Origin of the sequence: Pseudomonas sp. MWU13-2517 (assembly GCF_023242545.1) — a bacterium.
GTDB lineage: Bacteria > Pseudomonadota > Gammaproteobacteria > Pseudomonadales > Pseudomonadaceae > Aquipseudomonas.
This window is the reverse complement of sequence record NZ_JALMFA010000008.1, coordinates 245,676-269,820: the sequence shown is the minus strand read 5'-3', so window position 1 is coordinate 269,820 and position 24,145 is coordinate 245,676. Positions and strand designations below refer to the sequence as shown.

The 24,145-nt window shown below is 55.2% G+C and carries 24 protein-coding genes, 4 tRNA genes and 1 pseudogene; 23 read left to right on the top strand and 6 right to left on the bottom strand.

The genetic code is table 11. The features are described from left to right. Positions 1–82: 82 nt before the first annotated feature. Together M5B97_RS14140 and M5B97_RS14135 are read right to left on the bottom strand one after the other, a co-directional pair. A complete protein-coding gene (locus M5B97_RS14140) occupies positions 83–1,108 on the bottom strand; it encodes a hypothetical protein (RefSeq protein ID WP_248731777.1) in 1,026 nt (341 codons plus the stop codon). 109 nt (positions 1,109–1,217) lie between these two features. Next, positions 1,218–1,646, bottom strand: a complete 429-nt coding sequence (locus tag M5B97_RS14135) for an Arc family DNA-binding protein (protein WP_201228842.1) — start codon at positions 1,644–1,646, stop codon at positions 1,218–1,220. Between the two features lie 120 nt (positions 1,647–1,766). Between M5B97_RS14135 and M5B97_RS14130 the strand changes: the two genes are divergently transcribed. The 14 genes from M5B97_RS14130 to M5B97_RS14065 all read left to right on the top strand — a co-directional run bounded on the left by M5B97_RS14130 (position 1,767) and on the right by M5B97_RS14065 (position 13,270). After that, on the top strand, positions 1,767–1,928 hold the full coding sequence (locus M5B97_RS14130) for a hypothetical protein (RefSeq protein WP_201228843.1): 162 nt from the start codon (positions 1,767–1,769) through the stop codon (positions 1,926–1,928). Beyond that, the gene (locus M5B97_RS14125) at positions 1,906–2,832 is read left to right on the top strand and encodes a Bro-N domain-containing protein (protein ID WP_248731776.1); all 927 of its coding nucleotides are present in this window, start codon (positions 1,906–1,908) and stop codon (positions 2,830–2,832) included. Before M5B97_RS14130 ends, M5B97_RS14125 begins: the two co-directional genes overlap by 23 nt. Then, positions 2,829–3,047, top strand: coding sequence for a hypothetical protein (locus M5B97_RS14120; protein ID WP_248731775.1), 219 nt, complete (start codon positions 2,829–2,831; stop codon positions 3,045–3,047). The genes M5B97_RS14125 and M5B97_RS14120 overlap by 4 nt, the downstream gene beginning before the upstream one ends. Further along, a complete protein-coding gene (locus tag M5B97_RS14115) occupies positions 3,044–3,541 on the top strand; it encodes a KilA-N domain-containing protein (protein WP_248731774.1) in 498 nt (165 codons plus the stop codon). Before M5B97_RS14120 ends, M5B97_RS14115 begins: the two co-directional genes overlap by 4 nt. A gap of 72 nt (positions 3,542–3,613) precedes the next feature. Next, positions 3,614–3,934 (top strand): hypothetical protein, encoded by a 321-nt coding sequence (locus M5B97_RS14110; RefSeq protein WP_248731773.1) that lies wholly within the window; start codon positions 3,614–3,616, stop codon positions 3,932–3,934. A gap of 51 nt (positions 3,935–3,985) precedes the next feature. After that, on the top strand, positions 3,986–4,327 hold the full coding sequence (locus M5B97_RS14105) for a hypothetical protein (protein WP_248731772.1): 342 nt from the start codon (positions 3,986–3,988) through the stop codon (positions 4,325–4,327). A gap of 55 nt (positions 4,328–4,382) precedes the next feature. Then, positions 4,383–4,994: a tail assembly protein gene (locus tag M5B97_RS14100; RefSeq protein ID WP_248731771.1), complete on the top strand. Its 612-nt coding sequence runs from the start codon at positions 4,383–4,385 to the stop codon at positions 4,992–4,994. 31 nt (positions 4,995–5,025) lie between these two features. Beyond that, the gene (locus M5B97_RS14095; protein ID WP_248731770.1) at positions 5,026–5,871 is read left to right on the top strand and encodes a putative phage abortive infection protein; all 846 of its coding nucleotides are present in this window, start codon (positions 5,026–5,028) and stop codon (positions 5,869–5,871) included. Between the two features lie 45 nt (positions 5,872–5,916). Next, the gene (locus tag M5B97_RS14090) at positions 5,917–9,792 is read left to right on the top strand and encodes a phage tail protein (protein ID WP_248731769.1); all 3,876 of its coding nucleotides are present in this window, start codon (positions 5,917–5,919) and stop codon (positions 9,790–9,792) included. A 334-nt stretch (positions 9,793–10,126) separates the two neighbouring features. Beyond that, the gene (locus M5B97_RS14085) at positions 10,127–10,825 is read left to right on the top strand and encodes a hypothetical protein (protein WP_248731768.1); all 699 of its coding nucleotides are present in this window, start codon (positions 10,127–10,129) and stop codon (positions 10,823–10,825) included. 60 nt (positions 10,826–10,885) lie between these two features. Then, positions 10,886–11,626, top strand: coding sequence for a hypothetical protein (locus M5B97_RS14080; RefSeq protein ID WP_248731767.1), 741 nt, complete (start codon positions 10,886–10,888; stop codon positions 11,624–11,626). 2 nt (positions 11,627–11,628) lie between these two features. Next, positions 11,629–12,180 carry a tail fiber assembly protein gene (locus M5B97_RS14075; RefSeq protein WP_248731766.1) on the top strand — a complete coding sequence of 184 codons (552 nt, stop codon included), beginning with the start codon at positions 11,629–11,631 and terminating at the stop codon, positions 12,178–12,180. A 56-nt stretch (positions 12,181–12,236) separates the two neighbouring features. Continuing rightward, complete coding sequence (locus tag M5B97_RS14070; protein WP_248731765.1) at positions 12,237–12,770, top strand: glycoside hydrolase family 19 protein; 534 nt, start codon at positions 12,237–12,239, stop codon at positions 12,768–12,770. Then, a complete protein-coding gene (locus M5B97_RS14065; RefSeq protein WP_248731764.1) occupies positions 12,767–13,270 on the top strand; it encodes a lysis system i-spanin subunit Rz in 504 nt (167 codons plus the stop codon). Before M5B97_RS14070 ends, M5B97_RS14065 begins: the two co-directional genes overlap by 4 nt. Positions 13,271–13,328: 58 nt before the next feature. On the opposite strand, the gene M5B97_RS14060 is transcribed toward M5B97_RS14065, so the two are convergent. After that, entirely contained in the window at positions 13,329–14,465 is a 1,137-nt protein-coding gene (locus M5B97_RS14060; protein ID WP_248731763.1) for a nickel/cobalt efflux protein RcnA, read from the bottom strand. 7 nt (positions 14,466–14,472) lie between these two features. Further along, positions 14,473–14,760, bottom strand: coding sequence for a metal-sensing transcriptional repressor (locus tag M5B97_RS14055; RefSeq protein ID WP_248731762.1), 288 nt, complete (start codon positions 14,758–14,760; stop codon positions 14,473–14,475). Between the two features lie 106 nt (positions 14,761–14,866). Between M5B97_RS14055 and M5B97_RS14050 the strand changes: the two are divergent. Then, positions 14,867–15,436, top strand: a pseudogene (locus M5B97_RS14050) (DUF4113 domain-containing protein); the annotation flags it as partial. Between the two features lie 25 nt (positions 15,437–15,461). Here M5B97_RS14050 and M5B97_RS14045 read toward each other — a convergent pair. Together M5B97_RS14045 and folD are read right to left on the bottom strand one after the other, a co-directional pair. After that, on the bottom strand, positions 15,462–15,671 hold the full coding sequence (locus M5B97_RS14045) for a hypothetical protein (RefSeq protein WP_248731761.1): 210 nt from the start codon (positions 15,669–15,671) through the stop codon (positions 15,462–15,464). Positions 15,672–16,022: 351 nt separating this feature from the next. Further along, entirely contained in the window at positions 16,023–16,877 is an 855-nt protein-coding gene (folD, locus tag M5B97_RS14040; protein ID WP_123717885.1) for a bifunctional methylenetetrahydrofolate dehydrogenase/methenyltetrahydrofolate cyclohydrolase FolD, read from the bottom strand. 275 nt (positions 16,878–17,152) lie between these two features. Here folD and M5B97_RS14035 point away from each other — a divergent pair. From M5B97_RS14035 to lon, 8 genes are all read left to right on the top strand, one after another. Further along, positions 17,153–17,229, top strand: a tRNA-Arg gene (locus M5B97_RS14035). 32 nt (positions 17,230–17,261) lie between these two features. Next, positions 17,262–17,337, top strand: a tRNA-His gene (locus tag M5B97_RS14030). Between the two features lie 57 nt (positions 17,338–17,394). Beyond that, positions 17,395–17,479: transfer RNA gene (locus tag M5B97_RS14025), tRNA-Leu, on the top strand. 79 nt (positions 17,480–17,558) lie between these two features. After that, a tRNA-His gene (locus M5B97_RS14020) sits at positions 17,559–17,634 on the top strand. A gap of 392 nt (positions 17,635–18,026) precedes the next feature. Next, a complete protein-coding gene (gene tig, locus M5B97_RS14015) occupies positions 18,027–19,337 on the top strand; it encodes a trigger factor (RefSeq protein WP_134657748.1) in 1,311 nt (436 codons plus the stop codon). 91 nt (positions 19,338–19,428) lie between these two features. Further along, positions 19,429–20,064: an ATP-dependent Clp endopeptidase proteolytic subunit ClpP gene (gene clpP / locus M5B97_RS14010; protein WP_016974096.1), complete on the top strand. Its 636-nt coding sequence runs from the start codon at positions 19,429–19,431 to the stop codon at positions 20,062–20,064. A gap of 112 nt (positions 20,065–20,176) precedes the next feature. Continuing rightward, positions 20,177–21,460 carry an ATP-dependent Clp protease ATP-binding subunit ClpX gene (gene clpX, locus M5B97_RS14005; protein WP_003238279.1) on the top strand — a complete coding sequence of 428 codons (1,284 nt, stop codon included), beginning with the start codon at positions 20,177–20,179 and terminating at the stop codon, positions 21,458–21,460. Positions 21,461–21,650: 190 nt separating this feature from the next. Then, complete coding sequence (gene lon / locus M5B97_RS14000) at positions 21,651–24,047, top strand: endopeptidase La (protein WP_134657747.1); 2,397 nt, start codon at positions 21,651–21,653, stop codon at positions 24,045–24,047. Positions 24,048–24,145 lie beyond the last annotated feature (98 nt).

Genomic DNA, 24,145 nt, shown 5'->3' with positions numbered 1-24,145 from the left:
AAGTCAAGTACTGAGCGAGGGAGAATCAAACTTACATAAAGGTAGTGGGCATTGCCCTAAAAACTCTCCCACTAATCCGAATCTATTTAATCTTTATGCTGTTATTCGCGAGCTTTTCTATAAAATTTCGGAATGTTCCAAATACTTTTTTGGAGATTGGGCGGGGCTTCAAGGCACTAACGCCAATTCGAAAAACATCGCCATCTAGTTGTTCTGTGAATCCTTCACCCGACGCGAGCTCTTCGTCGTGCTTGAGAACTTTTTCTGCGAATTCTCTGGCAAAAGGTAGAACATGTTCGTCGAGGTAAGTGCTCAGGTAGTCTTCGTGAACTACATCAATGGCCCAAAAGCGGCTCTTGTTGCGATCGTAATTGTCGCCATCATATTCGTGGCGAGTAACTCTTACCCAAGGAGTGAACTGAGTTTCTCCGTCTGACCTTGCAATCACCATTGGAGCACTCAATACGGCAACAGGGAGGGTCAGGTTGGCTTGAAAGTATCTATATGTCGGCTTGGGGTATTCCGAAATCTCATAATGAGTTGCCGCTTTTATTAGAGGCATGACTACGCTGTTGTATGCGTCCTCTCCTGAAAGCTCCAGTGAACTTCCGCGACGACCGCACTTGCTAAAAGTGTTGGAAAAAGGAGGGCGCGTTATGAAGTCGTGATTGCTAAGTCCCAGAGCTGTTAGGATGGAAAGAATGTATACGGAATGGTCTTCGTTAGTTGCAACTTCAATGCTATGGCTTTTCAGTCCTGCTATTGGAGGGAAGCCAGTTAGTCTGGCGGGGTGTTCAGTTTCAAAGAATATGAATGGTAGTTCTGACTGTTTGCATTCCAATAAAATGCTTAGGTGAGGCGAAGTGCGTGGTTGGGGGGCGCTATAATCGACTAGCGGCATATTGGCGAAGATATCGAGTGCGCGTAAAGTGCCGCTGTCCCTGTCTTTGAATGACCATTCTTCATGGAGGTTGAAGCGGTCGCTTAATTTTTTTGCTACTCTCGTCTGTAGTGGGTATCCAGATTTTTTTATTGCTTCTAGTAAATCCGCCTCTTTGATTCCCTGGGGTAGGTTGTTTTGAATAGGGTTGTTCGGTGTGGCATCCATGAATTAAGTTCCATATTTCTTTATTGCTAAGGAGGCACAGAGCAAGTGGGTGAAAGCGCCGAACGCTTGAAATTTGGTGGTTAACAAACGAGCGGCTCTAGAGGGGAGATCACAGGTCGTCAAACCAGATGGAGAGATGCTCCGAACCATCCCATTCAATTCGGTATCCGGCTGTTTCCAACCAGTTCGTGAAGGCTTCCATGATGCCGTTCATGTCTGCCTCAGGCATCGCCTCAATCTCTAAGTCCTTCAAGTCAACATGGGCAGAAGCATGGCCCATCGCAACAGCCTGGTTGATACCGTCCAGCACGCGCTTCTTCACGACGCTAGGAACGCTCTGTCGTGCAATCGTCGCCATCTCCTTGGCTCTTGATGCTGGAATCAGCTCTTGCTGAGGCGCCTCACCAATAAAGCTCAGCTCAAGCCGAGCAAGTATTTCGGCAGTCGCAGAGCGGCCTTTCTCTTTCGCGGCAGCCATAACCTGATCACGCAGGGCTTCTGGGATTCGGAGATTGAATTGTGGATCGGTGCGGCTCACGAATACCTCGAAACAAAAAGTTTACAGTCATTCGTCAAGAATGCATCACGGTGGTATTGACGACAATGCATCACCGTTATACATTTGAGTTGTGAACAACGGTGATGCACAAGGTGAGATATGAAAGTCAGAGAAATGCAGCAGGTGATTTTTCGTGCGGAGCCAGAAATTAAGGCTTGGCTGGAAAGGAAATCGCAGCAAGAGGAGCGCAGCCAGAACTGGCTGGTGGGGAAGGCGCTAAGGGAGGCGATGCAACGAGATGAACAAATCAAGCAGGCATAAAAAAACCCCAGCGCTGGCCGGCGCTGAGGTTGGGGTTAACGAGATCAACTTCGAGGAAGAAATCGTCATGGGCGATATTAGCACAGCTACATCCAATGTCATCCCTTTCAAATTTGGCGAGCAACAGGTACGGACGCTGCTGATTAATGATCAGCCGTGGTTCGTTGCCGCCGATGTGTCGTCTGCACTGGAATACCGTATTGCTGGTGACATGACTCGAAACTTGGACGAAGACGAAAAGGGTACGCAGATTGTGCGTACCCCTGGCGGCGACCAAGAAATGCTGGTCATAAACGAATCCGGCCTTTATTCGGCAATCCTGCGCAGTCGTAAGGCGGAAGCCAAACGCTTCAAAAAATGGGTGACCGCTGAGGTTCTTCCTGCGATCCGTAAGCACGGCCGGTATGAAGACACCCAGAGCGTTATGACGCCTATGGTTGATGAACTTCTCGGCAAGGTCGGAGCCCTTCGGCTTGGCAACGTCATGCGATGCCGTGTTGCCAAACTTGATGCTGAGCATCAGCGCAGCGCTACTGCCAAGCTGGCATCCGCACTTCACGCTCGCTTCGATGTTCCGCGCATGGAGCTGATCCCCGCTGACCAAATGGATGCAGCCTGCAATTTTGTCGCGAGCTACGCGATCGAGGGCGAATACTTACCGAAGGGCGATGGTCAGTCCCTCGACATCCCAATCGATCTTTCTGAAACCCAGCGTTACTTGGTTTTCACTGACGGCTCTGGCAAGCGTCAGGTGCAGCCTGTTCCGTTCGATGCGTGCGTGATGTCGCCAACTCAGTTCCTGGCGGCAGTCACTGGATCGAACGGACTTCATATTTCGCCTACTGCGCTGTTCGACTTTGCCCTAGCGGCGATGGAGAAAGTGAAGTGGAGGGTGGCAGCATGAACTTCACCCTCAAAGCAGGTGGTCGCGCCTTGCTACTGATGCCGGAGCGGCCAAATCTGGTCGGCCGCTCCGGCCAGCTGATCCGCAAGACCGAAGAACACTGGTTGATGCTGGTCGAGGGCAAGCGCTACTCGGTCAGCGAGAAGAGCCAGATGCCGCTGGACGGCTTCAATCCTGGTGCAGCAGCCTCGGTCGAGTGGAGGAAAACAGTATGAGCAATATCGTTCCGTTTGATTACGAAGGCCATCCGGTGCAGCTCAGCGCGGATGGCTGGCTGAATGCGACAGCGATATCAAAGAAATTTGGCAAAAGGCCAAGTCACTGGCTCGCGCTACCGACCACGTCGGAATACCTGGAGGCTCTGGCCAAACGACTATGTGTCGGATCCTCCGACACATTAATTCGTAGGAAGATGGGGCGGAACGGCGGGGTATGGCTGCACCCTAAGTTGGCTGTCGCATTTGCGCGGTGGTTGTCCGCCGACTTCTCGGTGTGGTGCGACCTACAAATCGACGCTCTTCTCCATGGCGACGTAGATGTTCGTAAGCGCTTCGATTCCGCATGTCTTGCACTTGAGCGCGGCCAGAAACTCGCAAGCCTAAGCGGAAAAGAGCTTTCGGGGTGGCGCTGGTCAAAGCCAGGACTAGAGCACAACGTAGATTATTGGCGCGAGCAGCTACAGTTGACTCTTGCTCTTGATGCGGCCTAGCCTCATTGCAACACGAAGATCCCCGTTAATTCGGGGCTTTCGTGCAACCGCAAGATATTCAAGGAGCGAAAAATGAACCCGGTCAGTCGCAGAGAAAAAGCGCGAGACGCTAAAGGGAACGAAGTTTTGAAGGTTGAGTATCTCGGAAAGGTAATGAGAGCCAACGTCATTCTTGGATCTAATCAGGCTGAAATTGATAATTCCAAGATCCCTGAAGGCGCGGAAATGCAGCTCAACATGATTTTGGACCGTGCAGTGGTCGCCAAGGAAGTTCGCGAGATGCTCGATGAGGCCAAAAACGGCAATCACATGCTGTTCATGTGCAGGACGTTCAACATCAGAAAGGACGTGTTGAGCGCTCTCGGTTTTGTCGAAGGCGCGCTCACCGCGTAGGAAGGCCGAGTTTGTAGTGATACGCTCCCTCCTTTAACAAGGAGGGATGTCATGCGTATTTTATTGACTGCGGCTATGGCCGGCGTTGTGATGCTGTCCGGATGCACTACGTCAGGAATGCAAAAGGATAAGCCCGCGTTTTCTGCGTCGTCACAGAAGACACCGCAGCAGTTTGCTCGATGCCTTGGCCCAAAGTGGCAGGAGTTCAACCCATCGACCACATCCATCGAAACAGATAGCGGCTACAAAATCTCGGCATCCTCGACATTTTCCGGGGTAGTGGCGCTAGCGGTCGTGGACAAATCAAATAGCGGATCACTGGTAAAGGTGTTTCTACCCATGGATTGGGCTGGAACAAGCGGGTGGAAGGATGCCGCCAAAACCTGCATCTGAATATCGGTATATACCGAACCGCCTAAGGGCGGTTTTTTTGCATCTGGAGATATCAATGGCAGTCGTCTCGATTGAATACACCCCGTTAGAAACCGTACGTCTCGGCGGTCTACTACGTGAATTTGGGAAGGAATATAAATTCTCTGTCAGGAGTCCGGCGGAGGCAATCAAAGCTCTTTGCGTGCAGATCCCTGGGTTCGAAAGGTTTCTGTCCAATGCCAAATCGAGGGGTCTGGAGTTTGCAGTGTTTCGCGGCAAGAAAAATATAGGAGAGGGAGAGCTGGGCTTCCAAGGTAGGGGTGAAATCAGAATAGTGCCCGTCATCACCGGATCCAAACGGGCCGGGCTACTGCAAACAATCGTGGGTGCGGTGATGGTTGTTGCCGGTATCGTTGTTAGTGGTATGTCTTTTGGCCTCGCATCGCCTATTGGTGCAGCCCTTATCGCTGGCGGCATCGGAATGGTCGCCGGCGGCGTTATACAGATGCTCAGCCCCCAGGCCGGCGGACTCAAGACGAGCGCGGCGCCGGAAAACCAGCCGTCTTACGCATTCGGATCGGCTCGAAATACCACTGCGTCCGGTAATCCCGTGCCACTTTGTGCGGGTAGGCGACGCTGGGGTGGTGCGGTTGTCAGCGCCTCCATTTACGCCGAAGACCAAATGTAGCAAAATTCTCATCTTTTAAGGATTGAAGCTTATGGATTTTTTTCGAAGGATTACCTTTTTTTATTGGCTTGAATCCATGGTCAAGCCAGGCGAAAAAATCAACATAAAGCCACTTCATAACTTGCTGGTTTTTGCAATTTTTTTCGTTCTTACAGTACTCTTTATAGATGTTTATCTGACCTTTAGTGTTGCGGGGGACAAGGCAGGGCATGGAGAGTTTGGAGATTTTTTTGGAGGGGTCGTCAATCCAGTGCTGACCTTCCTAACCTTCATGGGGTTGTTGATGACAATTGTCATTCAGCGGGTAGAGTTGAAGGAGACGCGAGATGAACTACAGCGTTCAGCAAATGCGCTTGTAAGTCAAGTTGATAGCTCTAGGCAGAAAAACTTTGAAGACATTTTTTTACGGATGCTTGCTCAAGTTTCGGAGATAGTTTCCTCTTTCAATTTAACATCATTACAACGGCAACTTCATGGGCAGGCTTGTTTTAGTAAGTATCTGCGGTTGTTGCTGGCAAATTTTACAGGGTTAGATAGAGCTGATGATGAGCTCGAGCAAAATCAAGCGAATATTACTCAAGGGTGGTCGGACTTCTGGGATCAGAATTCACAAGAGTTATCCAGATATTTCTCTATATTGTTTGTTCTGATGAAATATGTTGATGATAAAGGTTACTTGGTTGATCCGTACATTTCGTTATTGAAGGCTAGTATTTCTCCTGATGAATTAGTTTTGATCTATTATTATTGTGTGTCGTTCAAGCATACAAATGAAAAGCTTGATCTTGCTAATCGGTTTGGCATTTTTGATGATATAGATATAAATAGAATGTATATACCTGAGCACCATATATTAATGTCAAGACAGATTTCTTAAGGGTTTAAACCGCCAACGGCGGTTTTTTTTCGTCTGGAGAAAAGCATGGGCGTAGCAAGTAAGATTGATATCCACGGCGCCAAGGGCGGCGAAGACAAGCCAAAGACGCCGACCGAGGCGCCGGACAGCCTGCGCTCTGTCGCAATTGCCAAGATGCTGATCGCCGTGGGCGAGGGTGAGTTTGAAGGCACGCCAACTGCTCGCGATATTTGCCTCGACAACACTCCACTGCAAGATCCTCAGGGCAATATGAACTTCCCGAACGTGAAGTGGGAGTGGCGTACCGGGGCCGTGGATCAAACCTCGATTGGCGGAATTCCTTCAGTCGAAAACGAGACGACGATCAGCACAGAATTGCGCAGCGGAACACCCTGGGTGCGCGCCATAACCAACACTCAGCTTTCTGCTGTTCGTGTGCGTTTTGCGTGGCCAGCCCTTCAATCCGTTGACTCTGGCGGCAATATTAATGGCTACCGCATCGAGTACAAGGTCGAACTGGCTACCGACGGCGGCGCCTACCAGCAAGTTCTGAGCGAGGCTGTCGACGGCAAGACCACCAGCACCTACGAGCGCACACGCCGCATTGACTTGCCAAGAGCGACAACTGGTTGGTTGATGCGCATCACCCGCCTGACGATCAACCAAAACAACAACAAAATCTCCGACATCATGCAGATCGCCGGATTTACCGAGGTGATTGACGCAAAGATTCGTTACCCGAACACGGCCCTGCTCTACATCGAGTTCTCGGCCGAGCAGTTCCGCAATATCCCGGCTGTCACCGTTGAATGTGATGGTCGAAAGTGGCAGGTGCCAAGCAACTACGATCCGCGCTCCCGCAGCTACACCGGAATTTGGGATGGTACGTTCAAGGAGGCGTGGACGGATAATCCCGTCTGGCACACCTACGGCATCACCACAAACGATCGGTTCGGCCTTGGACGCCGCATCAAGCCGTGGATGGTGGACAAGTGGGAGTTGTACCGGATCTCGCAGTACTGCGACCAGCTGGTGCCGGACGGGAAGGGTGGGCAGGAGCCGCGCTTTATCTGCAATTTGAATCTGCAGAGCAAGGCTGATGCCTGGTCGCTGCTGCGCGACATCTCGGCGATCTACCGAGGGATGACCTACTGGGCCCAGGGCCAGGTATTCACCCTTTCGGATATGCCGCGCGCCACTGACTACGACTTCGCCTATAGCGGTGCGAACGTCATCACTGAGGGGCGTCAGCCATTCACCTATTCGAGCGCATCGGAGCGCACTCGCTACAGTCGGGCGCTGGTCAGTTACGACAATCCGGCGAACAACTACGACACCGACGTCACGGCGGTGACCGATCAGAAGCTGCAGCGGCGCTACGGCGATAACCCGCTGGAGATCAGCGCGATCGGCTGCACGCGTGAGTCTGAGGCGCAGCGCCGCGGCAAGTGGGCGTTGCTCACCAACTCCAAGGACCGGGCGGTAACGTTTCGTGTCGGCCTGGACGGACGTATCCCTCTGCCTGGCTACGTCGTTCCGATCGCTGACGAACTGCTGGCCGGTCGGCCCGTGGGCGGGCGCATCTCAGCCGTAAATGGCAAAGTCATCACCCTGGACCGCGACACCCAGGCCAAGCCCGGTGACCGGCTGATCCTCAACCTGCCCGACGGCAAGTGCGAGGGGCGCACCGTGCAACTGGTCAGTGGTCGCCAGGTCACGGTCACCACAGCATACTCCGTGGCGCCTGAGCGGGAACTGGTGTGGGCGCTCGATGCTGACGACCTGGCCATCCCGCTCTACCGGGTGACCAGCGTTTCCCGGCCAGAGCCTGGCGTGTTCGAAATCTCGGCCGTGCAGTACGACCCGAGCAAGTTCGCGCACATCGACACCGGTGCACGGCTGGAGGAGCGCCCCATCAGCGTGATCCCGATCACCGTGGTACCGGCTCCGGCCAGCGTTACGCTGACATCCAGCTACGCCGTGAACCAGGGCATAGCGATCAGCACCATGAACATCTCGTGGCCTGCCGTGACCGGCGCAGTCGCCTATGACGTGGAGTGGCGCAAGGATAACGGCAACTGGATCAAGGTGCAGCGCACCGGTTCGACCAGCGTGGATGTCACCGGCATCTACTCAGGCGCTTACCTGGCTCGAGTGCGTGCTGTGAGCGCCTTCGAGATCTCGTCGATATGGAAAAGCTCAATCCTGACCAACCTTGAGGGCAAGACAGGCCTACCGCCGGCCGTGTCGTTCCTGACCACCACCAGCCTGATATATGGCATTGGTATCCAGTGGGGGTTTCCACCTGGTGCTGAAGACACCCAGCGGACAGAGATTTGGTACAGCCAGTCTGCTGATCTGACGACGGCGGCCAAGCTGAGCGACTTCAGCTACCCGCAGGCCTCCCACGAGATGCATAGCCTTTTGGCTGGGGCCAGTCTGTTCTTTTGGGCCAGGCTGGTGGACCGGACTGGCAATGTCGGCCCGTTCTTCCCGGTGCCTGGGGCCGTCAACGGCCAAGCCAGCACCAAGCAGAGCGATTATGAGGCGTACTACGCGGAGAAGATTGGCAAGGGCGCTCTGTACCAGAGCTTACGTCAGGAGATCGAGCTGATCACCGGCGATGGGCCAGGCTCAGTAAATGAGCGCCTTGAGGAGGCCAAGCAGGAACTGGAGGACCTGATCAAGCAGGTGAACGACGCTCTGGCCTACGCCCCGGCGAAGCCATATTTGAAGGGTGACATTGTCCGGCTTGATCAGCGCCTCTACCAAGCCAAAGGGCCGGTGCCGGTGGGGGCCGCGCCGCCCAACGCTGATTACTGGATCGATATCGGCACCATTCTTGAGACCACCGATGCACTGGTGTCCCAAGTTCAGATCATTGAGACCAAGATCGAAGAGATCGACGGAAAGGTATTAGCGACTGCCACCTCGGTCGAGGCGTTGCGCTCAGCCGCTCGTGGAAATGACGGTGCTGGCGATCTTGCGGACGCAATCAAGGGGTGGACGTCCACGGCCGATCTTGCCGTGGAACGTAAAACCCGGGCAACCGAGACCGATGCGCTGGCTCAGCAACTTCTCACCCTGGGTGCCCAGGTAGGTGACAACAAGTCGTCGCTGACCGTTCTGGAGCAGGTGGTTGCCAGCAACCGCGAGACGTCCGCGGCGCAGATCACGCAGCTGAAAAGCGATCTATCGGAAGTCGATCAAAAAGCGAACGGCAATGCCCAGGCCATCACAAGCCTGGACACCAAGGTCACCAACCTGGACGGGAAGATCACATCGCAAGCTTCGAGCAATGAGGCGCTGCGAGCATCCGTCCGCGGGGATGATGGGTCCGGCGACCTGGCTGGCGCTATCAAAGCTTGGGACTCCACGGCAGCTATCAGCACCGAGAAACGGGTGCGAGCATCTGAAACCGAGGCTCAGGCCAAGGTTTCGGAAACGCTGCAGTCGAGCATCGGCCAGACAAGTGCATCCGTGCAGGCCGTCAGCGAGACTGTGGTGCAGCTCAACGGCAAGGTGCTGGCTCAGACGACCATGAAGGCGCAGACCATCGTTGACGGCCGGAAGGTTGTATCTGGTTTGGCCTTTGGTTCGAACGGTGATCAGTCGGAGTTTCTGATCTTTGCCCAACGGTTCGGCGTAGTGAATGAGGTCAACGGCAAGGTTGATCCGATGTTCGTCATTGAGAACGGCCAGGCCGTATTCAACACAGCCATCATCAGCAAGGCGATCATTCAGGAAATCATCCTGGGAATGGTACTGCGCTCGCCGGCTGTGGATGCAAAAGGTCGGCCGCTGCTGGAGATCAACATCCCTGCAGGTACGTTCACCCTCCGTAGCGCGGGCACGGGTGGTTCGTCGCTGCTCAATAACGATGGCCTGACCGTGTTTGATGGAAATGAAGATAAGCGCGTAATGGTGGGGAGACAATCCTGATGGAAGAGTACGGTATGTGGACTTGGGGGCCTGGAAACGTTCCTGAAATCACACCAAGTTCCTTCACCATGAGAGTCGTGTATACCGCGGTTCTCACACCTTCGACATGGGGGAATGTCAAATACCTGGATATTGCCGTTACGGGCGTCACCCCTGATAACGCGTCAGCGTTTTGTGTCCTTGCTCAAGCTGCGTCACCTCTGAATGACAAACAGCTTGAACCCGAGGTGCTAAATGGGGTTGTAAGGGTCTGGAAGACTTTGAGGGGAGATCCCTGGGGGAACTCAGGGAGATCCTCAACGGTTATGCGATTGTTTGTAGTGAGGTTTAAATAATGGCTGACTCGTATGGTCTTTCTTTCACCGCACCGCCAGATGATCGTGTAATTATTGACTCGGAATTTTTCCGGTTAATGGTTATTCACAAAGGTAGATATACCGGGACTGAGGAAAGCGGAAATTCTTCTATGACCTATTTCCCGACTCCATTTACAACCCAGGAACAACCTCTAATTTTTATACGCCCGGACAGTGCCGCTGGAAATATCGGTATGGCGAATATAGAGGTGTACGGCAGTCCGGGTAACTGGACAGGATTCCGCATCCGGATATTCAACAACTACACAATCAAACCAGTTGGGCGATGGTTTGCTGGCATATTTGGCAGTGCCCCAGTTGCAGAGTTTGGGGCTCGAATCTGGGGGGCGGGGAAGAAATTGGTCTTCGACAGCGGCACCCCCGCGGCGCTTTTCGTAAGGGCGACCAATAACTGGGCGTACACGGGCAGTGGACAGACTGGGCAAGGTCAAACCATTACGTACTTTCAGGCACCTTTTACTATGGCCGAGGAAGAATATGTGTTGATAAATAATATGGGAGTAGGGGTTAATACGGTTGGGATTGAGAACAACAGACAAATAAGTTTTATTTGGGATTATCCTAATCGGACTATAACCGTTGCGGCTATAGGTATCTCAGGTTACAACGCGACATTCATAGGGATAACTATTCTTGTTGCCCGTATGACATCTTGATCAATTTTTTGATAACGCTGGCCCGTCATGCACGGGCTTTTTTATTGCTCGGAGAATCTCATGGCTTCTTGGTTTACAGAAGGGACCGTAACCGTTGCAAATGGCAGTACTTCCGTTACTGGGTCAGGTACGAAGTTTTCTAATTGCCGATCAGGCGATATGTTTGTTGGTCCGGATAACGGTATCTACCAGATAATTAACCCTTCCAGCGATACGTTGGTATCTATCTCGCCCGCGTACCGCGGAGCCAACACCGCTGGCGCTGTTTACGGCATCGTACCGGTGAACGGCTATCCAAAGGCTTTGGCCGATGCGGTAAACGTGCTGGTTCAGCAGTGGGGGGCAACGCTTGCCGGACTTGGGCCGGTGGCGAGCATGACTACCGTTCCTGTTGCAAATGGTGGCACTGGGGCAACCTCAGCCGCGACCGCGCGCGCTAATCTTGGATTGGGAACGGCGGCGCTGAAGGCAGTGGGTAGTGCTGCGGGGAACATCCAGGACGTGAGCTCACCAGCACCCATGGTGGGTAACTCCGCATTTATCGAGCAAGGCAGTCACTTCATTAACTACGGGGACAGCACGACGGTGGTACCCGCAGGCGGTGCTTACTGGGCGGGTATTCGCGCTCAGTACCCTTTCCAAAACTGCGCTATGGATCTTGTTGCACAAGTGGTTACGGGAAACAGCATGAACTTGATGTTCCGGACCGTCGCACCAAGTGGGGCGGGCGACCCGTGGCGCAAGATCTACCACGACGGCAACACCACCCGTGCCCAAGACGGCACCCTCAAGGCGATTTAATCATGGCAAGAGCAGCAATAAACGTCGTGGGCGCTACTGGCGCGATGTACGACCTGACCTCGCTCGGCGGGATTGAAGTGGGCAGCTACCGTAAGGATGTGGGTGTGTACTGCGTGACCGGTGCGCTGGGCATGGTTCCATTCCCGCCTTTGGATCAGGGCTGGGGCTTCTCGCTGCACCCTTCGGAAAGCCAGGCGCGCGTTGATACATCATTTGCCGACGGGCTGTTGACCGTAACCGTCACGATGGATGACCAGCCGTATGACCTGAAAACAATGATCACGCTGCACATCCTGGTCCCGGACCTGGAGGCAATCGTCGTTCCGCCTCCGATTGCTGACCCTCTGATAGACGCGCAGAACGAAATCAGTCGCTTGCGTGCTGCAGCCGACTACGCGATAGCTCCACTTCAGGATGCGATTGATGTTGATGAAGCCACCGATGCAGGGCTCGCCGCTCTAAAAGCGTGGAAGAAGTACCGAGTGGCGCTCAGCCGCGTTCCTGACCAACCGGATTACCCACGAGCGATTGAATGGCCTGACATTCCCGCGTAACTGCCGACGCAGATCACCATCCGCCATGTGCGGTTTTTTTTCGCCTGGAGAAAAGCATGCCTATCGCTGAGCAGCAATTGCTGCAGATACTTCCGAACGCCGGCCGCCAAGCCGGCGTTTTTGTTCCTGTGCTGAATGCGGCCATGAGCCGCTATGGAATCGTCGGCACGGCGCGGGCCGCCGCATTTATCGCCCAAGTCGGGCATGAGTCGGGCCAGCTGCGGTACGTTCGTGAGATTTGGGGGCCGACGGCGCAGCAGGCCGGTTACGAAGACCGCGCCGACCTGGGCAACACCGTGAAGGGTGACGGCTCTAAATACCGCGGGCGCGGCCTCATCCAGATTACCGGCCGTGCGAACTATGCGGCGTGCGGTGAGGCCCTGGGCCTAGATCTGATCAACAACCCTCAGCTGCTGGAGCTGCCACAGCACGCGGCTATGTCGGCTGCTTGGTTCTGGTCGACCCGCGGGCTGAACACCCTCGCAGACCAAGGAAAGTTCGCGATGATCACCCGGCGTATCAATGGTGGGCTCACCGGACAGAAAGATCGCCAGGCGCTGTACGAAAAAGCGCTGAAGGTGCTGGCATGACGCCGGTGCAAAAGCTGGGACTGGTCCTGCTGGCCATGGTCGTGAGTTTTGGCGCTGCCTGGCAGGTGCAGGACTGGCGCATGGGCAAGAAGCTCGCCGAGCAGGCCGGCCTGCACAAGGATGACCTGGCTGCGATCAACAATGCAGCCGCCGCCCAGGCCCGCGCCGAGCAGAGCAAACGCCTGGACCTTGAGCAACAGCTCGCAGGCCAGGACCAACAATACACACGAGAACTGTCCGATGCCAAACGCACCCAGGCTGCTCTGCGCGATCGCCTTGCCACTGCTGATGTCCGGCTGTCAGTCCTCCTTGACGAGGATTCAGCCAGTAACTGCAACGTGCCTTCCACCCCCGGCGCCGCCGGCGTGGTTCATGCAGCCCGTCGAGCCCAACTTGACCCAGCGCATGCTCAAAGAATTGTCGCCATCACCGACGATGGGGATAACGCCGTGATAGCGCTGCGGGCGTGCCAGGCGTATGTCAGAGCTATTGCTCACTGAGTGGTCTGATCAGCTCAGGCCCTTTGTTGCGTACGTTGCCCACGGCTTTATCGACCTTTTATGCGGTCAGTCCCATCCAGCCATGAATGCCCACGTAGAGGCCCACGCCGATGATCAAAACACTGGACAGATAAGGTGCACGACGAGCAACCGTGCCCAACCACGGCCAGCGATTAGAAGCTTGCTTGGCGCCAATGGCCGCAGCAGCACCAACAGCCACCAGCGTGATCGCCAGGCCAATGCTGAAGCACAGAACGAGCAAGCCTCCCAGCGCGACCTCTTTAACCTGAAGGCACAGCAGCAGGACAGTGATGGCGGCAGGGCAAGGAATCAAACCGCCAGTCAAACCGAACATGACGATCTGGCCCGTGGTCACCTCGCGGTTGGTGAAGCGTTTACGGATATCATTGGCATGTGCACGTTCGTGAGCATCCTGATAGCCATCAATCGACAATTCCAGGCCTTCCAGTTCGGAATGCGCGTGCCCGTGATCATGCTCCTGGTATTCCAAATCATAATCATGGGAGTGACCCGCATGGCCCAGACTCAAGCGGGCACTGAACTCATGAGGCTCCGGGATATCGACTACCGACTCCAGGTAGCCTTCGCGCTCTACGAAAGAGAATGATTGAGTGCTGCCGTCCGGACGAGTAGTCACTAGACAAACATCTGATGCAGCCCAAGTGTGTCCGGTCAATGTTTTCAGGCGCCAATGCGGTGGCATGCCTTCTTCGAAGATCGACAGTTCGACGCGGCCATGGCCGGTATCGATTCGGTGGGTCTCATCATGATGGCCGTGCTCATGCTCGCCATGGTGGTGATCATCACCTTGTTCGAACTTGAACATCTGCTCACCGCGCCAAGTACGCCACAGCATCCACAGCGCAATTACGATAATCAGGGCGGAGGATGCGAGCTGGAAGTATGGCTCAGTGGTTTGAGCGTCCAGGCCTTTGCCCAGATACATGCCGCCGATGGCGACCAGCCACACTACGGCGGTGTGCGATAGCGTTGCAGCCAGCCCCAGCAATACGGCTTGTTTTACCGAGCCACGGATGGCCACGATGAAAGCCGCCATCATAGTTTTTGAGTGGCCAGGTTCCAGGCCATGCAAAGCACCGAGCAAGATAGCGCTTGGGAAGTAGAGCCAGGCGTGAGCCCCGCCTTGTTGCAACAGTTCAGCAAAGTTGGGCATGTCAGACCTAGAGATACTTGGTGATTTGTTTGAAGGCTTCCAGCGGTGCGCGCTCGCCATTACCCAATGCCGAAACGGTGTCCTCCAGGCAGTGATCGATGTGATCCTGGATGAGCGTGCGCTTGGCTTGACACACTGCTTTTTCGACAGCGTGCAACTGCTGAGCAATGTCCACGCACTCACGACCCTCTTCGATCATGGTGATGATGCCGCGTAAATGGCCGTCCGCCCGTTTGAGACGTTTGATGATCGCTTCATGGCTTTGGTGGGTGTGTTCGTGTTCGTGCTCACTCATGACTTGAGCCTCAGGCCTCAATGAATTACATCGGCATCCTATCCCCCAGGGGGGGATATAGTCAAACCGATGAGTACCTCAAAAACAGTGCTATTTAGCCAAGCAGGTGGACAGAAACGAGCCCGACCCACCCAAGCAGGAAATCTGCTGTAGCCGGATGTTTGGAAAGCGCCTTACCGAGCTGCCGCCGATCAAGGAGGCGGTGGCCACCTACATGATGCGTGCCTCTGAAAAGCTGCGAGCCCAAAACTCGCTGTGCAAAAAGGTCCGTGTCTGCATCCGCACAGGCATGTTTAACCCTGAAGAAGCCAAGTATGCCAATGGGGTAGTGGTGGATATGCCGTACCCGACCGACGACGTGCGCCTGCTGACCAAAGCCGCCGTCGATGCGCTCGACCACATCTACCGCCCAGGCTTCAAATACAGCAAGGCCGAGGTGATGTTGCTCAACCTGTGCCAGCCAGGCGAATACACTGACGATCTATTCGCGGTGTCTCAGCCGGCCGAGGCCACGCGAGTGATGACCGTGCTGGACCAGATCAACGACAGGTGGGGAAGAGGGACGCTGCGGTCGGCCAGTGTGCCGACGAACCCCGACTGGGGAATGCGCCGGGAAATGATGAGCCAGAGCTACACCACGAAGCTCGATCAGCTGTGGTCGGTTGCTTGCAAGTAGTGATGCGCTCAGCGCCAGATCAACTTCACTCGGGCGACATGAGGACCGCCAGAGTGAGCTTGATGAACTCCTCGTTCTCATCGATGGTGTGCAGAGCGCCGCGCACGTTCTCGGCTACATCGGCGGAGCCACGCTGCTCGACCCAGTTCGATATCTCCATGATGGAGGCCTCAAGGGCCAGCTGGTTTTCGTAGAGCTTGGACAGAAGGGAGGGGAGTAGGTCTGAGTTGGGCATCGGCGTTCCTCTGGTGGAGTGAACAGCTTAGCAGCGGTGCTTTGGGTTGGTTTGTGTTCGTCGGCAGGACGCCGGGGAGGGTAGGAATCTCGTACCAATTTTTGTACCAATGTCCGCGTTTTGCTATCGAGCGGCGAGTATCACAAAGTAGGCAACCCCCCGATTTTGCTAGGGATTGCCACTTTGCACAACCTTGCAATACTCAAAATTAATATTAGGAGTATGGATGAAGAACTGTCGAATGTTCTTCTGAAACCGGACGAAAGTGCTTAAAAACAAACAATAAAAGGTTTTATTACGTGCATTAAAAAACCCCGCGATAAGGCGGGGCTTTTTCAGTGCGGCAGGTTATTAGCCATGCAGGGTTTCGGCTGCGTACAGGGTATTTTCCAGCAGACAGGCCCGTGTCATCGGGCCGACGCCGCCCGGCACCGGAGTGATCCAGCCGGCACGGGGCAGGGCGGTCTCGTAGACCACGTCACCTACCAGCTTGCCATCTTCCTGACGGTTGATGCCCACGTCGATCACGATGGCGCCTTCCTTGATCCACTCACCCTTGACCAGGCCCGGCTTGCCGGCCGCGACGACTACCAGGTCGGCGCGGCCGACGTGGCCGGCGAGGTCCTTGGTGAAGCGATGGGTGACGGTCACGGTGCAGCCGGCCAGCAGCAGCTCCATGGCCATCGGGCGGCCGACGATGTTGGAAGCGCCGACGACCACGGCGTCGAGGCCATACAAGTCGACACCGGTGCTTTCCAGCAGGGTCATGATGCCTTTCGGAGTGCAGGGGCGCAGCAGCGGGATACGCTGGGCCAGGCGGCCGACGTTATAAGGGTGGAAACCGTCGACGTCTTTGTCCGGGCGGATGCGTTCGAGCAATTTGGAGGCGTCCAGGTGCTCGGGCAGCGGCAGTTGCAGCAGGATGCCGTCGATGCACGAGTCATCGTTGAGGCTGTCGATCAGGTCGGTAAGGGCCTGCTGGGTGGTGTCGGAAGGTAAGTCGTAGGCCTTGGAAATAAAGCCGACCTCTTCACAGTCTTTACGCTTGTGCGAGACATAAACCTGAGAGGCAGGATCGCTGCCGACCAGGATCACCGCAAGGCCCGGCGTGCGCAGGCCTTGCTGGCTACGCTCGCTGACGCGTTTGGCGATCTGCTGGCGCAGGCTGGCGGCGATTGATTTGCCGTCGATAAGTTGTGCAGTCATTACGCGTGATTAACCATCGAGAGGGGGAAGAAAAGTGCGCGCATTCTCGCACGCCAGGGCGTGAGGGCAAAGGCGCTTGGTCTGCAAATTGCCCTAACTCCTTAAATAAAATGAATTTTTTTCAAAAAAGATTTGACGAGTTTTCGGCGCCTCTATACTATTCGTCGCACTTGTCGGGCACAGCCTAGCACTGGTTAAGAAGGTCAAGCAGAATAGTTGTTCTGCAAGGCTGGAAGCACTTAGTTTGTAATCCTCCAAGAGTACAGATTAATAAGGCGCCCGTAGCTCAGCTGGATAGAGCATCCGCCTTCTAAGCGGATGGTCGCAGGTTCGAGTCCTGCCGGGTGCGCCATTAGGCAGCTTTGGCACAAGTAGCGCAATATGGTGGGCGTAGCTCAGTTGGTAGAGCACGGGATTGTGACTCCCGTTGTCGAGGGTTCGATCCCCTTCGTCCACCCCATATTTAGAAAAGGCGCCAGATTAATCGTCTGGCGCCTTTGCTTTAAGAGCTTCAAGCGCGGATGTGGTGGAATTGGTAGACACACTGGATTTAGGTTCCAGCGCCGCGAGGCGTAAGAGTTCGAGTCTCTTCATCCGCACCAATTTCCAGGCGTCGCCCTGCCGCAAGGCGAGGTGAGGTTAAACAAAGAAGATGTTCGGGTTCTTTGTTGATGCAATATGGTGGGCGTAGCTCAGTTGGTAGAGCACGGGATTGTGACTCCCGTTGTCGAGGGTTCGATCCCCTTCGTCCACCCCATATTCGAAAGGCGCCAGATTTAACAGTCTGGCGCCTTTTTTGGTTTTAGCGCTTCGAATATTCACCGGCTGCAGGTAGTGGGTCGCAACGGCAGGGCGTTTCGTCGTATTTATGTATCTCGATGATGCCGCACTGCCTGTCGGCCTTCAGGGTCGGCCGTCAGGGCGATGAACTGCCACTTCTATATATAGAAGGGTTGGCGCAGGGCCTTGGCGTGATGGGATGAATTTGTCACCGGGGCGAGGTCGTTCAGTGCCTTCGTGCCGATAAATTGCCGGCTGTTTTCGGGCGTATTTCCAGTAGGGTGACTTCTTGAGTTTGACCCACTAGAATGCATGCCCTTGATTGGGGTCGGAAATGGCCGGCTAACGTCTGTGCAACGAGGAATATCCATGCAAGTTTCTGTTGAAAATACTACTGCTATCGAGCGTCGCCTGAGCATCACCGTGCCGGCTGAGCGTATCGAGACTGCGGTCAACAAGCGTCTGCAGCAGACTGCCCAAAAGGCCAAGATCGCTGGTTTCCGTCCAGGCAAAGTGCCAATGAGCGAAATCAAGCGTCGTTTTGGTGCTGATGCGCGTCAGGAGGCTGTGGGTGACGTGATCCAGGCTTCTTTCTACGAAGCAGTGGTTGAGCACAAGCTGAACCCGGCTGGCTCGCCATCGATCGAGCCTAAGTCCCTGGAAGCTGGCAAGGACCTAGAATACGTTGCCGTATTCGAAGTGTTCCCAGAATTCACCGTTGCCGGCTTTGAAGATATCGCCGTTGAGCGCCTGAGCGCTGACGTAGCTGATTCCGACCTGGACAACATGCTGGAAATCCTGCGCAAGCAGAACACCCGTTTCGAAGTGGCCGACCGTGCCGCCCAGAACGAAGACCAGTTGAATATCGATTTCGTGGGCAAGGTTGACGGCGAAGCTTTCGCCGGCGGCTCCGCCAAGGGTACTCAGTTGGTGCTGGGCTCCAACCGCATGATCCCTGGTTTCGAAGATGGCCTGGTTGGCGCAAAAGCCGGCGAAGAACGCGTTCTGAACCTGACTTTCCCTGCTGACTACCAGAACCTGGACCTGGCCGGTAAAGCCGCCGAGTTCACCGTTACCGTCAACACCGTATCCGAGCCTAAGCTGCCAGAGCTGAACGAAGAGTTCTTCGCTCAATTCGGCATCAAGGAAACCGGTATCGAAGGCTTCCGCACCGAAGTTCGCAAGAACATGGAGCGCGAGCTGCGTCAGGCCATCAAGTCCAAGGTCAAGAACCAGGTCATGGACGGTCTGCTGGCTGCCAACCCGATCGAAGTGCCTAAGGCGCTGCTGTCCAACGAAGTGGATCGCCTGCGCGTTCAAGCGGTTCAGCAGTTCGGTGGCAACATCAAGCCTGACCAACTGCCGGCCGAACTGTTCGAAGAGCAAGCCAAGCGCCGCGTTGTGCTGGGTCTGGTCGTGGCTGAAGTGGTCAAGCAGCACGACCTCAAGCCTGACGAAGATCGCGTTCGCGAAATGATCCAGGAAATGGCTTCGGCCTACCAGGAGCCTGAGCAGGTCGTGGCTTGGTACTACAAGAACGACCAGCAACTGAACGAAGTACGTTCGGTTGTGCTGGAAGAACAAGTTGTGGATACTGTTCTGCAGAAGGCTAAGGTGACCGATAAAGCGGTCTCTTACGAAGAAGCAGTCAAGCCGGCGGAAGCAGCACAAGCCGACTGATTGTCCAACTCGTTGGAAATACAACCATAAGCCAGCCTCGCGCTGGCTTATGCGTTTTCAAGACATGACTATTTGGGAGTAACTGCAGAGCATGTTCCGTAATTCCTATATTCAGCAGAACTCTGATATCCAGGCCGCTGGCGGCCTGGTCCCGATGGTTGTCGAGCAATCTGCTCGTGGCGAACGCGCCTACGACATCTACTCGCGCCTGCTCAAAGAGCGAGTGATCTTTCTGGTTGGTCCCGTAGAGGACTACATGGCCAACCTGATCTGTGCGCAACTGCTGTTCCTTGAAGCGGAAAACCCGGACAAGGACATCCATCTCTACATCAACTCTCCAGGCGGTTCGGTGACGGCTGGTATGTCGATCTACGACACCATGCAGTTCATCAAGCCGAACGTGTCGACCACGTGCATCGGCCAGGCGTGCAGCATGGGCGCATTCCTGCTGACAGCCGGTGCCGAGGGCAAGCGTTTCTGCCTGCCTAACTCCCGCGTGATGATTCACCAGCCGCTGGGCGGCTTCCAGGGCCAAGCGTCGGACATCGAAATCCACGCCAAGGAAATCCTGTTTATTCGTGAGCGTCTCAACACGCTGATGGCCAAGCACAGCGGGCGCACCCTGGAAGAAATCGAGCGCGATACCAATCGCGACAACTTCATGAGTGCCGAGGCCGCGCGTGAATACGGGCTGATCGACGCAGTGATCGACAAGCGCCCCGCTTAATATAAGCCGCTCAAAATAGGGCTGGTCGGCATGTCCGACCACCGGCGGGCTTGAAAAAGCCCGCATAAGCCTTCATCTTGTGTTGCAAGCCTATCGGATTTGGATCGAACGAATGACTGACACCCGCAACGGCGAGGACAACGGCAAGCTGCTCTATTGCTCCTTCTGTGGCAAAAGCCAGCATGAAGTACGCAAATTGATTGCCGGCCCCTCGGTGTTTATCTGCGACGAGTGCGTCGACCTGTGCAATGACATCATCCGCGAGGAGGTGCAGGAAGCCCAGGCCGAGAGCAGTGCGCATAAATTGCCTTCGCCTAAAGAAATCAGCGGCATCCTTGACCAGTACGTGATTGGTCAAGAGCGTGCAAAGAAGGTTCTGGCCGTAGCGGTGTACAACCACTACAAGCGCTTGAACCAGCGTGACAAGAAAGGTGACGAAGTTGAACTCGGCAAGAGCAACATCTTGCTGATCGGCCCTACAGGCTCGGGTAAAACCCTGCTTGCAGAAACCCTCGCTCGCCTGCTGAACGTTCCGTTCACCATCGCCGACGCCACCACCCTCACCGAGGCTGGCTACGTGGGTGAAGACGTCGAGAACATCATTCAAAAGCTGCTGCAGAAGTGCGACTACGACGTAGAGAAGGCCCAGATGGGTATTGTCTACATCGACGAAATCGACAAGATTTCGCGTAAGTCGGACAACCCCTCCATCACCCGGGATGTTTCCGGTGAAGGCGTGCAGCAGGCCCTGTTGAAACTGATCGAAGGCACGGTTGCTTCCGTTCCGCCCCAAGGTGGTCGCAAGCATCCGCAGCAGGAATTCCTTCAGGTTGATACGCGCAATATCCTGTTCATCTGTGGCGGTGCGTTCTCCGGTCTGGAGAAAGTTATCCAGCAGCGTTCCACCCGTGGTGGCATCGGCTTCAGTGCCGAAGTGCGCAGCAAGGAAGAAGGCAAGAAGGTGGGCGAGTCCCTGCGTGAAGTCGAACCTGACGATTTGGTCAAGTTCGGTCTGATCCCGGAATTCGTTGGCCGTCTGCCGGTCCTGGCCACGTTGGACGAGTTGGATGAGGCGGCTCTGATTCAGATCCTCACCGAGCCGAAAAACGCCCTGACCAAGCAATACGCCAAGCTGTTCGAGATGGAAGGTGTGGACCTCGAGTTCCGTACCGACGCGCTCAAATCAGTGGCCAAGCGCGCATTGGAGCGCAAGACCGGTGCACGTGGTCTGCGTTCGATCCTTGAAGGCGTGTTGCTCGACACCATGTACGAAATCCCCTCGCAGTCCGAGGTGAGTAAAGTGGTGATCGACGAAAGCGTTATCGAAGGCAAGTCCAAGCCACTGTATATCTACGAAAACAGTGAGCCGACTGCCAAGGCTGCGCCGGACGCGTAAGCGTTTTGCAGTTGCAGTACAAGCAAGGGGCCTTTCGGGGCCCCTTTGTTTTTTGGGGGTGGTTTTTCAGGACGGCTTTTAAATTCATGTCTATTCATGCGTTTAACTGCAGGCATTGAGCTTGTTTTTTTTGCAAGCAGCCCCCATCTTGGCTTCAAGCTTATTTTTCAACTGTCATAGAGGCGAAATCATGAAGACAACCATCGAATTGCCTCTCCTGCCGTTGCGTGATGTCGTCGTCTATCCGCACATGGTTATCCCGCTGTTCGTGGGGCGCGAGAAGTCTATCGAAGCCCTCGAGGCTGCGATGACGGGCGACAAGCAGATCCTGCTGTTGGCCCAGAAGAATCCTGCTGATGATGATCCAGGCGAAGATGCCCTGTATCGCGTCGGTACTGTTGCTACCGTGCTGCAATTGCTCAAGCTGCCTGATGGCACCGTCAAGGTGCTGGTGGAGGGCGAACAGCGTGGTGCTGTCGAGCGTTTCATGGAGGTGGACGGCCACCTGCGTGCCGAAGTCGCGTTGATCGACGAAGTCGAAGCGCCTGAACGCGAATCCGAAGTCTTTGTTCGCAGCCTGCTCTCCCAGTTCGAGCAGTATGTGCAGTTGGGCAAGAAAGTCCCGGCTGAAGTCCTGTCCTCTCTCAACAGCATTGATGAGCCAAGCCGCCTGGTCGACACCATGGCTGCGCACATGGCGCTGAAAATCGAGCAGAAGCAGGACATTCTAGAAATCATCGACCTGCCGGCCCGTGTTGAACATGTACTGGCACTGCTGGATGGCGAAATCGACCTGTTGCAGGTTGAGAAGCGCATCCGTGGGCGCGTGAAGAAACAAATGGAGCGCAGTCAGCGCGAGTACTATCTGAATGAGCAGATGAAGGCCATTCAGAAGGAGCTTGGCGACAGCGAGGAAGGCCACAACGAAATCGAAGAGCTGAAAAAGCGCATCGATGCCGCCGGTCTGCCTAAAGACGCCCTGGCCAAAGCCACCGCCGAGCTGAACAAGCTCAAGCAAATGTCGCCGATGTCGGCCGAAGCCACCGTGGTTCGCTCTTACATCGATTGGCTGGTGCAAGTGCCGTGGAAGGCCCAGACCAAGGTGCGCCTGGACTTGGCGCGTGCTGAAGATATCCTCGACGCCGACCACTACGGCCTCGAAGAAGTCAAAGAACGCATCCTTGAATACCTCGCCGTGCAAAAGCGCGTGAAGAAGATTCGGGGTCCGGTGTTGTGCCTGGTCGGCCCTCCTGGCGTGGGTAAAACCTCCCTGGCCGAGTCCATCGCCAATGCCACCAACCGCAAATTCGTACGCATGGCCCTCGGCGGTGTGCGTGATGAAGCGGAGATCCGTGGTCATCGTCGGACTTACATCGGTTCGATGCCAGGAAGATTGATTCAAAAGATGACAAAGGTGGGTGTGCGCAACCCGCTGTTCCTGCTCGATGAAATCGACAAAATGGGCAGCGACATGCGTGGCGATCCGGCGTCGGCTTTGCTGGAAGTGCTCGACCCTGAGCAGAACCATAATTTCAACGACCATTACCTGGAAGTCGATTACGACCTGTCCGATGTAATGTTCCTGTGCACCTCCAACTCCATGAACATCCCGCCGGCCTTGCTGGACCGGATGGAAGTGATTCGTCTGCCGGGCTACACCGAAGACGAGAAGATCAACATCGCTGTCAAATACCTCGCGCCCAAGCAGATTTCGGCCAACGGCCTGAAAAAGGGTGAGATTGAATTTGAGGTCGAGACGATCCGCGACATCGTCCGCTATTACACCCGCGAGGCCGGTGTGCGGGGGCTTGAGCGCCAGATTGCGAAGATCTGCCGCAAAGCCGTGAAGGAACATGCGCTGGAAAAACGCTTCTCCGTGAAGGTGACTCCGGACTCCCTGGAACATTTCCTGGGCGTGCGTAAATTCCGTTACGGCCTGGCTGAGCAGCAGGACCAGGTAGGGCAGGTGACTGGCCTGGCGTGGACCCAGGTGGGCGGCGAATTGCTGACCATCGAAGCGGTGGTAATCCCCGGCAAAGGCCAGTTGATCAAGACCGGTTCGCTGGGTGATGTGATGCTCGAGTCCATCACCGCCGCGCAAACCGTGGTGCGCAGCCGCGCCAAGAGCCTGGGCATCCCCCTGGACTTCCACGAGAAGCACGACACTCATATCCATATGCCGGAAGGGGCGACTCCGAAAGACGGCCCTAGCGCCGGCGTAGGCATGTGCACGGCGTTGGTCTCGGCATTGACCGGCATTCCTGTGCGAGCGGATGTGGCCATGACCGGAGAAATTACTCTGCGTGGTCAGGTATTGGCCATCGGTGGTTTGAAAGAGAAGTTGCTGGCCGCGCACCGAGGCGGTATCAAGACAGTCATCATTCCTGAAGAGAATGTTCGCGACTTGAAGGAAATTCCTGACAACATTAAGCAGGATCTTCAGATTAAACCGGTTAAATGGATTGACGAGGTCCTGCAAATTGCGCTGCAATACGCGCCGGAGCCCTTGCCGGATGTGGCTCCGGAGATCGTCGCTAAGGATGAAAAGCGCGAGTCTGATTCCAAGGAAAGAATTAGCACGCATTAACGCGATTAAGCCTGGGGGCTTCCTTGACAGCTTTTTAGAGCCCTTGTTATAAAGCGGCTCTTAAGTGTCTGTAGGCCATTCAGCACTGGTTTTTGCTT

Coding starts and splice junctions, on each gene's coding strand:
- M5B97_RS14140 (WP_248731777.1), bottom strand. CDS start 1,108: ATGGATGCCACACCGAACAACCCTATTCAAAACAACCTACCCCAGGGA.
- M5B97_RS14130 (WP_201228843.1), top strand. CDS start 1,767: ATGAAAGTCAGAGAAATGCAGCAGGTGATTTTTCGTGCGGAGCCAGAA.
- M5B97_RS14125 (WP_248731776.1), top strand. CDS start 1,906: ATGAACAAATCAAGCAGGCATAAAAAAACCCCAGCGCTGGCCGGCGCT.
- M5B97_RS14120 (WP_248731775.1), top strand. CDS start 2,829: ATGAACTTCACCCTCAAAGCAGGTGGTCGCGCCTTGCTACTGATGCCG.
- M5B97_RS14115 (WP_248731774.1), top strand. CDS start 3,044: ATGAGCAATATCGTTCCGTTTGATTACGAAGGCCATCCGGTGCAGCTC.
- M5B97_RS14110 (WP_248731773.1), top strand. CDS start 3,614: ATGAACCCGGTCAGTCGCAGAGAAAAAGCGCGAGACGCTAAAGGGAAC.
- M5B97_RS14105 (WP_248731772.1), top strand. CDS start 3,986: ATGCGTATTTTATTGACTGCGGCTATGGCCGGCGTTGTGATGCTGTCC.
- M5B97_RS14100 (WP_248731771.1), top strand. CDS start 4,383: ATGGCAGTCGTCTCGATTGAATACACCCCGTTAGAAACCGTACGTCTC.
- M5B97_RS14095 (WP_248731770.1), top strand. CDS start 5,026: ATGGATTTTTTTCGAAGGATTACCTTTTTTTATTGGCTTGAATCCATG.
- M5B97_RS14090 (WP_248731769.1), top strand. CDS start 5,917: ATGGGCGTAGCAAGTAAGATTGATATCCACGGCGCCAAGGGCGGCGAA.
- M5B97_RS14085 (WP_248731768.1), top strand. CDS start 10,127: ATGGCTGACTCGTATGGTCTTTCTTTCACCGCACCGCCAGATGATCGT.
- M5B97_RS14080 (WP_248731767.1), top strand. CDS start 10,886: ATGGCTTCTTGGTTTACAGAAGGGACCGTAACCGTTGCAAATGGCAGT.
- M5B97_RS14075 (WP_248731766.1), top strand. CDS start 11,629: ATGGCAAGAGCAGCAATAAACGTCGTGGGCGCTACTGGCGCGATGTAC.
- M5B97_RS14070 (WP_248731765.1), top strand. CDS start 12,237: ATGCCTATCGCTGAGCAGCAATTGCTGCAGATACTTCCGAACGCCGGC.
- M5B97_RS14065 (WP_248731764.1), top strand. CDS start 12,767: ATGACGCCGGTGCAAAAGCTGGGACTGGTCCTGCTGGCCATGGTCGTG.
- M5B97_RS14060 (WP_248731763.1), bottom strand. CDS start 14,465: ATGCCCAACTTTGCTGAACTGTTGCAACAAGGCGGGGCTCACGCCTGG.
- M5B97_RS14055 (WP_248731762.1), bottom strand. CDS start 14,760: ATGAGTGAGCACGAACACGAACACACCCACCAAAGCCATGAAGCGATC.
- M5B97_RS14045 (WP_248731761.1), bottom strand. CDS start 15,671: ATGCCCAACTCAGACCTACTCCCCTCCCTTCTGTCCAAGCTCTACGAA.
- folD (WP_123717885.1), bottom strand. CDS start 16,877: ATGACTGCACAACTTATCGACGGCAAATCAATCGCCGCCAGCCTGCGC.
- tig (WP_134657748.1), top strand. CDS start 18,027: ATGCAAGTTTCTGTTGAAAATACTACTGCTATCGAGCGTCGCCTGAGC.
- clpP (WP_016974096.1), top strand. CDS start 19,429: ATGTTCCGTAATTCCTATATTCAGCAGAACTCTGATATCCAGGCCGCT.
- clpX (WP_003238279.1), top strand. CDS start 20,177: ATGACTGACACCCGCAACGGCGAGGACAACGGCAAGCTGCTCTATTGC.
- lon (WP_134657747.1), top strand. CDS start 21,651: ATGAAGACAACCATCGAATTGCCTCTCCTGCCGTTGCGTGATGTCGTC.